9 protein-coding genes are annotated in these 11,668 nt (G+C 69.5%); 8 read left to right on the forward strand and 1 reads right to left on the reverse strand.

All coding sequences use genetic code 11. The features are described 5' to 3' along the window. Window positions 1-72 precede the first annotated feature (72 nt). Genes fae through HLK59_RS10410 form a run of 5 tightly spaced genes read left to right on the forward strand, consistent with a single transcriptional unit; the run spans window position 73 to window position 5,451 of the window. Complete coding sequence (gene fae, locus HLK59_RS10390; RefSeq protein ID WP_171141039.1) at window positions 73-612, forward strand: formaldehyde-activating enzyme; 540 nt, start codon at window positions 73-75, stop codon at window positions 610-612. Next, a complete protein-coding gene (locus tag HLK59_RS10395; RefSeq protein WP_171141040.1) occupies window positions 609-1,721 on the forward strand; it encodes a mandelate racemase/muconate lactonizing enzyme family protein in 1,113 nt (370 codons plus the stop codon). Before fae ends, HLK59_RS10395 begins: the two co-directional genes overlap by 4 nt. Further along, a complete protein-coding gene (locus HLK59_RS10400) occupies window positions 1,718-3,238 on the forward strand; it encodes an aldehyde dehydrogenase (protein ID WP_346779691.1) in 1,521 nt (506 codons plus the stop codon). Before HLK59_RS10395 ends, HLK59_RS10400 begins: the two co-directional genes overlap by 4 nt. 54 nt (window positions 3,239-3,292) lie before the next feature. Further along, window positions 3,293-4,231 carry an NAD(P)-dependent oxidoreductase gene (locus HLK59_RS10405; RefSeq protein WP_171141041.1) on the forward strand — a complete coding sequence of 313 codons (939 nt, stop codon included), beginning with the start codon at window positions 3,293-3,295 and terminating at the stop codon, window positions 4,229-4,231. Window positions 4,232-4,290: 59 nt separating this feature from the next. Then, complete coding sequence (locus HLK59_RS10410) at window positions 4,291-5,451, forward strand: iron-containing alcohol dehydrogenase (RefSeq protein ID WP_171141042.1); 1,161 nt, start codon at window positions 4,291-4,293, stop codon at window positions 5,449-5,451. Between the two features lie 64 nt (window positions 5,452-5,515). Here HLK59_RS10410 and HLK59_RS10415 read toward each other — a convergent pair whose 3' ends face one another. Next, window positions 5,516-7,474 (reverse strand): alpha-L-fucosidase, encoded by a 1,959-nt coding sequence (locus HLK59_RS10415; protein ID WP_171141043.1) that lies wholly within the window; start codon window positions 7,472-7,474, stop codon window positions 5,516-5,518. Window positions 7,475-7,768: 294 nt separating this feature from the next. Between HLK59_RS10415 and HLK59_RS10420 the strand changes: the two genes are divergently transcribed. The 3 genes from HLK59_RS10420 to HLK59_RS10430 are packed head-to-tail and all read left to right on the forward strand — an operon-like array spanning window position 7,769 to window position 11,476. Next, window positions 7,769-8,833, forward strand: coding sequence for a sugar ABC transporter substrate-binding protein (locus HLK59_RS10420; RefSeq protein WP_171141044.1), 1,065 nt, complete (start codon window positions 7,769-7,771; stop codon window positions 8,831-8,833). 44 nt (window positions 8,834-8,877) lie between these two features. Beyond that, window positions 8,878-10,440: a sugar ABC transporter ATP-binding protein gene (locus HLK59_RS10425; protein WP_171141045.1), complete on the forward strand. Its 1,563-nt coding sequence runs from the start codon at window positions 8,878-8,880 to the stop codon at window positions 10,438-10,440. Further along, window positions 10,433-11,476 carry an ABC transporter permease gene (locus HLK59_RS10430; RefSeq protein ID WP_171141046.1) on the forward strand — a complete coding sequence of 348 codons (1,044 nt, stop codon included), beginning with the start codon at window positions 10,433-10,435 and terminating at the stop codon, window positions 11,474-11,476. Before HLK59_RS10425 ends, HLK59_RS10430 begins: the two co-directional genes overlap by 8 nt. Window positions 11,477-11,668 lie beyond the last annotated feature (192 nt).

The following is an 11,668-nucleotide window of genomic DNA, read 5'->3' on the forward strand; positions in this document are numbered from 1 at the left end:
TGAACTGCGCCGAATGCGAGGTTCGTCCCGCTCTCTCGATGGATCCCCGCTTCCAGAGGTTCAGGAGCTCCGATGCCCTCCCGTTTTGCCCCGGCCGCTCTGATCGGCGAGTCCTTCGTCGGTGACGGCGCCAATGCCGCGCACACCAACATCGTGATCGGCCGCAAGGGCGGCCCGGTCGAAACGGCGTGGACGACGGCGCTGGCCACGCCGAGCACCGGGCACGTCCCGTTCATGACGGTCGTCCGGCCGTCGCTCCCGGTCAAACCGCTGACCCTGTTCGTCAACAAGGCCGCCGCCGAGGGCGAGTTGCACCAGCGGGCGACCTGGGGGTCGGCGCAGGCGGGCCTGGCCCAGGGGATCGTGGACGCGGTCGACGAGGGCCTGATCCCGGCCGCGGAGGCCGACGACCTGCTCATCGTCGCGGCGGTGTGGGTGAACCCCGAGGTCGACGACCTGGACCTCTCCTTCCGCAACCAGCGCGCCGCCGCGTACGGCGCGGTGCGGGCCGCGGTCGGCGGGACCCCGACCATCGACGACGTGTTGGCCGCCGCGAAGGAAGGCCCGGCCAATCCGTTCTACACACCGAGTGCGGAGGCGGTCGCCCGATGAAGATCACCGACATCACGCTGGACCGCCTGCGGCTGGAGCTGGACCCGCCCTTCCACGCGGCCTGGGACCCCGAGCCGCGGCGCCACTTCGACGCCACCATCGTCCGCGTCCACACCGACGAGGGCATCACCGGCATCGGCTCCGGCGACCTGATGGACGGCTTCGAGACGTACAAGCACCTGTTCGTCGGCGAGGACCCGCTGGACATCACCCGGCACGTCAGGGCGATCGAGACGGCGAACTTCCACGGCGCCCACTACTGGCCGCTGGAAGCGGCGCTGTGGGACATCGTCGGCAAGGTGCACGGCCGGCCCGTGTCCGAGCTGTTCGGCAACACGGCGAAGAAGCTGCCCGCGTACGCGTCCTCCGGCGAACTCAAGTCTCCGCGGGAGCGGGTCGAGACGGCACTCATGGTGCGCGAGGCGGGCTTTCGCGCGTTGAAGATCCGGATCGACCGGGGCCACGTCGACGAGGGCATCGCCGCCGTGCGCGCCGTGCGCGAGGAACTGGGCGACGACTTCGAGATCATGGTGGACCTGAACCAGTCCTGGCGGATGGCCGGTGACACGGCGAACGCCTCCGACCTGGCCAGGACCCGCAAGATCATCGCGCGCCTCGCCGAACTCGACGTGTTCTGGGTCGAGGAGCCGCTGCCCTACGCGGACCTGTACGGATTCAAGCGGCTGCGCGCCGAGAACCCCGGCGTCCGCATCGCCGCGGGCGAGATGCACCACTCCCCCACCGAACTCCTGCGCTACCTCGAAGAGGACGCCCTCGACATCTACCAGATGGACGTGGTCCTCGCGGTCGGTATGCAGCGCGCCCGCACGCTGGCCGAACTCGCCCACCTCAAGCACCGTCAGTTCACCCCGCACAGCTGGACCAACGGCATCGGGGTGCTCGCCAACCTGCACGTGTCCGCGGGCGTCGGCGGCGGCCCCTACTTCGAGTTCCCCTACGACCCGCCCGGATGGACCCCCGAACGCCGCGACTTCATGCTCGCCGAGCCGATCCGCGTCAACCCGGAGGGCGAGCTGGAGGTGCCGGACAAGCCCGGACTCGGGATCGAGCTGGACGAGGACGCGATCGACCGCTGGAGGATCAAGTGACCTACTCCATTGACGAGTTGCTGCACCGGTCCCACGACGAGTGGCTGGCCGCCGCGGGCAAACTCACCTTCGAGACCCGGCTGTTCCTCGACGGGTCCTTCACCGACGCCACCTCGGGCGACACCTTCCCGACCGTCTCCCCGCGCGACGGCGCCGTACTCGCCGACGTACAGGCCGCGAGCGCCGAGGACGTCGACCGGGCGGTACGTTCCGCGCGCACCGCCTTCGAGGACGGGCGCTGGCGTGACCTCGCCCCCAGGGAACGCAAGCGCGTCCTGCTGCGCTGGGCCGACCTCATCCTCGCGAACGCCGAGGAACTGGCCCTCCTGGACACCCTGGAGATGGGCAAGCCCATCACCGAATCGGTGCGCGTCGACGTGGCCAAGACCGCCGAGACCATCGCCTGGTACGCCGAGGCCATCGACAAGACCTACGGCGAGGTCGCCCCCACACCGGGCGACGCCCTCGCCCTGATCACCCGGGAGCCGCTGGGTGTCGTCGCCGCGGTCGTGCCCTGGAACTACGCGCTGCTGATCGCCAGTTGGAAGCTGGGACCCGCCCTGGCCACCGGCAACAGCGTGGTGCTCAAGCCCGCCGAGCAGACCTCGCTGGCCACCCTGCGCCTGGCCGCGCTCGCCACCGAGGCCGGACTGCCCGACGGTGTGCTCAACGTCGTACCCGGGCGTGGCGAGGTCGCGGGGCAGGCCCTGGGCCGTCATTCCGAGGTCGACAAGATCGCCTTCACGGGCTCGGCGGAGGTCGCCCGGCTTTTCCAGGTGTACGCGGGCGAGTCCAACGGCAAGCAGGTCGCCGTCGAGGCGGGCGGCAAGTCGCCCCAACTGGTGCTGGCCGACGCCGACATCGAGGCCGCCGCGTCCGCCGTGGCCTGGGGCGTCTTCTACAACGCGGGCCAGACCTGCAACGCCGGTTCACGCGTCGTCGTCCACGCGTCGGTCAAGGACCGACTCCTGGACACGGTACGCCGGATCACCGCCGACACCTTCCGTGTCGGCGATCCGCTCGACCCGGCCACGGTGCTGGGTCCCGTCGTCGACAGGCGGCAACTCGGCAGGATCCTCGGCTACATCGAGCGGGGCAAGGACGACGGCGCGACGGTGCTGTTCGGCGGCGGCCGCGCTCTCGCCGGGTCCGGCGGCAGTTTCGTGGAGCCGACAGTGCTCGACGGCGTGCGGAACACGTCCGTCGTCGGCCAGGAGGAGATCTTCGGACCGGTCCTCGCCGTGATCTCGTACGACGGGGACGTCGACGAGGGCGTACGCCTCGCCAACGAGAGCGAATTCGGCCTCGTCGCCTCGGTGTGGACACAGGACGTGTCGGTCGCCCACCGCACCGCACGCCGACTGCGGGCCGGCACGGTCTGGATCAACACCTTCGACGCCAGTGACGTCATCACCCCCTTCGGCGGCTTCAAGGCCACCGGCGCCGGACGCGACAAGTCGCTGCACGCGCTCGACGCCTACACGGCGCTCAAGACCACCTGGATCAACCTGGCCTGAACGGCCACCACTTCACCCCCGCCTTACTTCTACAGAGCCGTAGCGAGGACAACGATGAGGATCGGATTCATCGGCCTGGGCAACATGGGACGCCACATGGCCCGCCACCTGATCCACGCGGGACACCTGGTCACCGTGTACGACACCCGCCCCGAGGCCGCCGCCGAGCACCTGGCGCTCGGCGCCCGCTGGGCCGACACCCCCGCGCAGTGCGCCACCGACGCCGAACTGCTGATCACGATGCTGCCCAATCCGCGCGTCGTCGAGGACGTGCTCCTGCGCGGCGGGGCCGCCGAGGCGCTCCCCGAGGGCTCCCTGTGGATCGACATGTCCACCTCCACACCGGCCGCCGCCGACCGGATCGCCGCCGAGGTGCTGGACCGGCGCGGTGTGCGCCGGCTGGACGCACCGGTCAGCGGTATGGCACGCGGCGCCGAGGCGGGCGCGCTGCAGATATTCGTCGGCGGGGCGGCGGACGACTTCCGGATGTGTCTGCCCGTGTTCGAGGTCATGGGCGACCCCGACAAGGTGCTGCACGTCGGCCCGCTCGGCACCGGCTACACCGTGAAGCTGATGATCAACCTGCTGTGGTTCAGCCACCTCGTCGCCACCTCCGAGGTGCTCGCCATGGGTGTCAAGGCGGGCGTGGACCTCGGGGTCATGCGCGGTGCGCTGCTCGCCAGTCCGGCGGCCTCCCACTTCCTGGAGAACGACATCCTCTGCGTGCTCGCCGACGGCGACTACGACGACTCCTTCGCCATGGCCCTGGCCTGCAAGGACCTGGGGCTGGCCGTCGACCTGGGCCGTGACCTGGGCGTGTCCACGGAACTGTCCGCGCTCGTCGAGCAGATCTACCGCCGCTCCAAGGCACAACACGGCGATCTGGCGGGCGAGATGAGCCCCGTACGGCTGTACGAGGCCCTGGCCGGACGGGAGTTCCGGCTGCCGCATCCCGCCGAGGCGCCGGACGGCGCGGCCCTCACCGCCGTCTGATCCGGCCGTCCCGGCCCGCCACCCCCGCACGACCCGCCGCGATCCAGGAGCCGTACACCATGGGCGAGTTCACCACCGGCCAACTGACCATCGACCCCACCTGCCGCATCGAGTTCGGACCCGGCCGCATCGCGCACCTGCCCGAGCTGATCGCGTCGCTCGGCATGAGCCGGGCCTTCCTGGTCACGGACCGCGGGCTGCGCGCGGCCGGGGTCGTCGACCAGGTACTGAAGGTCCTCGACGCCGCGGGCCTGGAGTACGGGGTGTACGACGGTGTCGGCGCCAACCCCTCCACCGGCAACGTCGACGAGGGCGCGGCCCGGGCCCGGGCCTTCGGACGCGCCGTCGTCGTCGCGCTCGGTGGTGGCTCCGTGCTCGACGCCGCCAAGGGCATCTCGCTGCTGGTCGGCAACGCGGACGCGGCGGCCGCTGACGCGGACAGTCTGTGGGAGGCCCTCGACGGTCTGCCGTTGATCGCCGTCCCCACCACCTCGGGCACGGGTGCCGAGACCAACGGTTTCGGGGTCATCGAGGACACCGCCGCCTGCCGCAAGGTCTATCTGGGGCATCCGTCGGTCAAGCCCCGTATCGCCCTCCTGGACCCGGAGCTGACGCTCGGGCTGCCGCCCCGGATCACCGCGGCCACCGGTATCGACGCCCTGGTGCACGGCATCGAGTCGCTGGCCTCCCGGGGCGCCAACCCGGTGTCCGTGGCCTTCGCGACCCAGGCCGTCGCCATGGTCGGCCGCTGGCTGCCCGCCGCCCACCGTGACGGAGCCGATCTGGAGGCCAGGTCTCAGCTGATGCTCGGCGCGCATCTGGCCGGTCAGGCCCTCACCGTCTCCGGTCTCGGACTCGTCCACGGCATCGGCCACGCGCTCACGGCCCACACCGGCACACCGCACGGCGTCGCCCTGGCCGCCGTACTGGACGAGGTCCTGGAGTTCAGTGCCCCGGCCGCGCGGGAGGCCTACGAGCAGACGGCCCGCGCTCTCCGGCTCCCCGAACCGGCGGACGGCGACTGGACGGGAGCCGCCATCGCCGCAGTGCGGGAGATCTCCGGCGAACTCAATGTCAAGCAGCCGCTGCGTGAACTGGGCGTGGACCGAGGGATGTTGGGCTCCATCGCGCGGGGCGCTCTCGCGGACGCCGTCACCCGCAACGCGCCGCTCCAGCCCACGGAAGCGGACGTGCTCGGGATTCTCGATTCTGCGTTCTGACGGTGTCGACCGGACGGTGCCCCGGATGCCACGTTCGGCGCATCCGGGGCACCGCCCAGGGCGGTCAGAGGGCGATGATCTGCCACTGCTGCTGGACGGCGCGGGTGTAGGTGTACTGGTCGACGTTGGCTCCGTCGGCGGTGGAGCCGCCGGCGACGTTGAGGGCGAGTCCGCTGAGCCGGTTGGTGAGGTAGTAGTAGCCGTCGCCGGTCGGGGTGACGGCCCAGTGCTGCTGGGGCACGTTGGCGTCGGACCAGATGCTGACGTCGCCGCTGTCCGCCCGGGAGAGACCGGCCACTTCCATCAGCTTGCCGCTGTTGACGTTCTTGATCTTGTAGTAGCCGTCGCCGGTGGAGGTGAAGGTCCACTTCTGGGCGGTGTTGTTCAGCCAGGGCCACTGCTGGATGTTGGTGCCGTTGGCGGTGCCGAAGTTGTACACGTCGGCCACCTCGCCGCTGCCCCGGTTCACTATGCGGTAGACGGTGCTGTTGCCGGGCAGGACCGTGGAGACCAGGGCGGGCTTGGCGGTGCGGCCTCCGATGTGCAGTCCGCCGACGTTGGCGTAGTTCCCGGTGGCCGCGTTGACCTGGAGGCGGACGTAGCCCACGTTGCGCGCCGTCCACTCCGCCACCTTGGTGGCCCGGGTGCCCGCCCACGTCCCGCTCGCGACCTGGGTGAAGGTGACCCCGTCGGTGCTGGTGGAGATCGTGTACGAGGTGATGTCACCGTCGGTGGACTCGCTGCGGCTCCACTGCTTGGGCAGGTATTCCAGGGTGGAGACGTTGCTCCACACCCCGCCCAGGTCGACGGTGATCGACTGCGGCAGCGCCAGCGTGCCGCTGGTCGGCGTGGTGCTCCAGGTCGACCAGCACGTCTCGTAGCCCTTGTCGCTGAGGCCGTCGATCGCGTTCATCGGGCCCTCACCGGTGTGGAACCCGGTCGCGTACGCGCTGACCGGCGTCACGGGATGCTCGGCGCGGAGCATCTGCGTCGGCAGCGGCGCCCGCGAGGTGTTCGGGCTCCAGGCTGCGCCGACCTCGGCCAGCCGGGTCACGATGTTGGTGTCCAGCACGCCGTTGCGGTTGGGCGGGCAGTTCAGGATGAACGAGGTGTACTTCGGCTCCAGGTCCGCCAGATGCGACAGGATCGACGCCTTGCTCAACGGGTCGGTGGTGGGCGTGGAGGGGTGCCAGAACCAGCCGTTGCTGATCGTCTGCCCCTGGAGCGCCGCGTACGTGTTCCCCGTCGGCGCCGTGATGCCCAGCGGCTCCTCGAAGTAGATCGCGTCGCCGAGGAACGGCACGGAGAGCCCACCGTGGTCGATCATGACGGTGTCGGGCTGGAGGGACTTCACATGCTCCCGGATGCGCTGGTACGACACCGCCTGCTGGCCCATCTGCCAGGCGTAGCCGTCGGTGACGAACATGTCGATCGTCCCGTAGTTCGTCAGCAGCTCGGTGATCTGGTTCAGGATGAACGTGAGGTCGCCGGGCACGATCGTCTGGTCGGCGGCCACCCCGTGGCGGGTGTCGTACGCCTGCACGTCGTAGGTACGATCCCAGATCGAGAAGTACAGGCCGATCTTCAGTCCTTGCGCGCGGAACGCGTCCACGTACTGGCGGACCACGTCATGCGGGTAGGAGCTGTTGGCGACGTTCTGGGTGCCGTAGGCGCTGGGCCACAGTGCGAACCCGTCGTGGTGCTTGGTCGTCAGGACCCCGTAGCTCATCCCCGCGGCCTTGGCAGCCGCCGCCCACTGCGCGCAGTCCACCGCCGTCGGGGCGAACAGGGTCGGGCTCTGGTTCGGCGCGGCCCACTCCTCGTTCGTGAACGTCCCCAGGTTGAAGTGGTTGAACATGCCGAACCGCAGGTCCACCAGATTGCTCAGGTTGGTCTGCGCGTCGGCGGCCATCGCCTCCCCCAACAGGCCCGAGAACGCGGGCACTACGGGCAGCGCGGTCGCGGCCACGGCCGCACCCGCCGCGCCCAGCAACGTACGACGGGACAGTCTCTCTGACGACATGGGCTACTCCCGGATTCGGTGGGGGCTCGGGCGCACTGCTCTTGGGCCGCAAGTGCCGGATGTTACGCACGAAGTTCGTGCACATGACCAGCCAGTGTCAACCTTCGCGCAGGGATGAATGTCCACCAACTGGCGGCCGTTATGTGCTTTCTATCCCTTATTTGAGGATGTGCACCTACCAAGACATAGCATGTATCGGCTTCCGACCCCTGGACAGAACCGAACCCGCCCCTATACAAACATCCCATCTCTACAAGGGATCGTCGTCCATCGGACCAGCGCGAGGAAGTAGCAATGAGGCTCAGATCCGCTCTCTCCACCACCGTCTCCGTCCTGTCGGCCCTGGCGCTGCTCAGCGCCTGCGGCAGCGGCGGCGACTCCGCCACCACGTCCGACGGCAAGCCCCTGGTGGGCGTCGACTACCCGCGTTCCGACACCGACTTCTGGAACTCGTACATCAAGTACACGCCGGACTACGCCAAGCAGCTCGGGCTGTCCCTCAAGACGACCAACTCGCAGAACGACGTCGCCAAGCTGACGGCCAACGTGCAGACGTTCATCAGCCAGGGCGTCAAGGGTGTCGCGATGGCCCCGCAGGACACCGCCGCGATCGCGCCCACCCTGGCGCAGCTGGAGGCGAAGAAGATCCCGGTCGTCACCGTGGACACCCGCCCCGACAGCGGCAAGGTGTTCATGGTGGTGCGGGCCGACAACCGGGCGTACGGCGAGAAGGCGTGCCAGTACCTCGGCACCAAGTTGGGCGGCAAGGGCAAGGTCGTCATGCTCCAGGGCGGCCTCGACTCCATCAACGGCCGGGACCGCACCGAGGCGTTCAACGAGTGCATGAAGGCGAACTACCCGGACATCAAGGTGTTCGGCGAGGCCACCAACTGGGACGGTGCCGTCGCCGCGCAGAAGCTCCAGACGGACCTGACCGCCAACCCGGACATCAAGGGCGTCTACATGCAGTCCAGCTTCGCCCTGGCCGGCACCCTCCAGGTCCTCAAGCAGAAGGGTCTGCTGGTCGACCCGTCCGACAAGAAGCACGTCTTCGTCGTCTCCAACGACGGCATACCCGAGGAACTCAAGTCGATCGCCGAGGGCAAGATCGACGCCACCGTCTCGCAGCCGGCCGACCTCTACGCCAAGTACGCCCTCTACTACCTGAAGGCCGCCATCGCGGGCAAGACGTTCAAGCCCGGCAAGACCGACCACGACAGCACCATCATCCAGGTCCGCGACGGACTGCTGGAGGACCAGCTCTCCGCCCCGCTCGTCACCGCCGACGGCGGCACCTACGGCGGCGTGGCCAGCCTGAAGAGCGACGACAAGTCCCTGTGGGGCAACAACCTCGGCTGACGGCCGCCACCCATGCAACGGCTCACGAACACAAGGTGGTTGAGATGAGCGACGGGGAGCGAGCAGTCACCCCCGTGCCCACCCCGGCGGCGTGCGGACGGGTCCCGGCGGACCCGCCCGTCGTCGAGGCGACGGGCATCACGAAACGGTACGGCCCGACGGTGGCCCTCGACGACGCGCGGCTCACCGTCCGGCCGGGCGAGACGCACGCGCTCGTCGGGCGCAACGGGGCGGGCAAGTCGACCCTGGTGTCCGTCCTCACCGGGCTGCAGACACCGGACGCCGGAACGGTGACGTTCGGCGGCATGCCCGCACCGCGGGTAGCGGACCGCGACGCCTGGCGCGAACGCGTGGCGTGCGTCTACCAGAAGTCGACGATCATCCCCACGCTGACCGTGGCGGAGAACCTCTTCCTCAACCGCCACGGCCGCGGCCGCGCGGGGCTGATCGGCTGGTCGGCCCTGCGCCGCCGGGCGACGGAACTGCTCACGACCTGGTCGGTCGACGTGGACCCGCAGACACCCGCCGCCGAACTCTCCGTCGAGCAGCGGCAGTTCGTGGAGATCGCGCGGGCGCTGTCCTTCGGGGCACGCTTCATCGTCCTCGACGAGCCCACCGCACAGCTCGACGCGGCGGCCATCAGCCGCCTCTTCGACCGGATCCGGGACCTGCAACGGCAGGGCGTCACCTTCCTGTTCATCAGCCACCACCTCCAGGAGGTCTACGAGATCTGCGACACGGTGACGGTCTTCCGGGACGCCCGGCACATCCTGACCGCCCCGGTCGCCGACCTCCCGCGCACCGAACTGGTCGCCGCGATGACCGGCGAGGCGGCGGCCGACCGCGCCGGGGAACGCGCGAGCAGCGTCGACACCTCCGGCGCGCCCGCGCTGAGCGTGACCGGTCTGGCCGGTGAGACCTATGCCGACGTCACCTTCCGGGTGCGCGCCGGGGAGATCGTCGGCCTGGCCGGGGCCGCCGGCAGCGGACGTACGGAGATCGCCGAGACCGTCGTAGGACTGCGGGCCGCCGCGACCGGGGGCGTGGAGATCGCCGGGCGGCGGCCCCGGCCGGGCAGTGTGCCCGCCGCACTGGCGGCCGGTGCCGGTTTCGTGCCGCAGGACCGGCACCACGAGGGCTTCGTACCGGACATGTCCATCGCGGACAACGGCACCCTGTCGGTGCCGGGCAGGCTCGGCCGGCACGGGTTCATCAGCGCCGGCCGCCGTGACCGTCTCGCGCGGGAGATGATCGCGAACCTGGCGATCAAGACCCCGGGCCCGGAGCTGCCGGTCTCCGGACTGTCCGGCGGCAACCAGCAGAAGGTGGTCATGGCACGCGCCCTCGCCGACCACCCCCGACTGCTCGTCCTCATCAACCCGACCGCGGGCGTGGATGTGCGGTCCAAGGAGTTCCTCCTCGGCAAGGTCGAGGAGACCGCCGGGTCCGGCACCGGAGTGCTCATCGCCTCCGACGAACTCGACGACCTGCGCATGTGCGACCGGGTCCTGGTGATGTTCCAGGGCCGCGTCACGACCGAGATCAACCGCGGCTGGCACGACCACGACCTCGTGGCCGCGATGGAAGGAGTGGACCTGAATGCCTGAGACCGCCCTCGCCGACACCCCGACGCCGGACGCCGCCACGGCCGGACGCAAGCGGACCGCACTGCTCGGCGGCCGGATACCCCTGGCCCGGCTGCGCGACCTCGCGCTCGTCCCGGCCGTCGTGGTCATCGCGATCGTCGGCCAGATCGTCAACCCGGTGTTCCTGCAGACGGACAACCTCATCAACGTCCTGCAGACCATGTCCGAGATGGCCCTGCTCGTGCTGGCCCAGACGATGATCCTGATCGTCAAGAAGATGGACCTGTCCCTGGAGTCCACCATGGGCCTCGCGCCGGGCATCGCGGCCTGGCTGGTCGTCCCGGCCGGCGCGGGGCACGGACTCGGCCTGCTGCCCGGGGGCTGGGCGGTCCCCGTCACCCTCGCCGTGGGCGTGCTCGTCGGGGTCGTCAACGCGCTGCTGATCATCCGGTTCGGCCTGAACGGCTTCATCGTGACCCTCGGCATGCTGATCGTGCTGCGCGGCATCCTCACGGGCGTCTCCGGCGGCCAGACCTTCTTCCAGCTCCCCCCGTCGATGCTCTACCTCGGCACCGCCCAGTGGTTCGGGGTGCCCGCCTCCATCTGGATCTGCCTGATCCTCTTCGCCATCGGCATCGTCGTCCTCGGCTGGACCAGCTTCGGCCGCGCGCTCTACGCCATCGGCGGCAACGTCGACGCGGCCAGGGCCGGCGGCATCCGCACCGACCGGGTGCTGTGGATCGTCATCGTCACCGGCAGCCTGCTCGCCGCCCTCGCCGGGCTGCTGCTGTCCGGACGGCTGGCCTCCGTCGCCTCCGCACAGGGCAACGGCTACATCTTCACCGTCTTCGCCGCGGCCGTCATCGGCGGCATCAGCCTCAACGGCGGCAAGGGCACCATGTTCGGGGCCTTCACCGGCATCCTCCTGCTCTACATGATCCAGAACGTCCTCACCCTGGGCGGCGTCCCCGCCCAGTGGATCGGCGCGCTGAACGGCCTGATCATCCTGGTCGCCCTGATCATCTCGCGCATCACCGGCGGCAAGGTCCAGGACTGAACCTCGGCGCCAGTGATCCCAACAGGCCAATACATCCCATCGATGGGCCGTCACACCCTCAAATCAATTGGATTATTTCGACTTCACCTTGCACGCGATGCACCAAGCACCACTAGACATCCCATCAATCGCTAGACATTGGATGTCTGTCGGTCTAAGTTTCGAACACCGAGAGCGCGCTCGACCACCGAA

Source organism: Streptomyces sp. S3(2020) (assembly GCF_013044505.1).
Classification (GTDB): Bacteria; Actinomycetota; Actinomycetes; order Streptomycetales; family Streptomycetaceae; genus Streptomyces.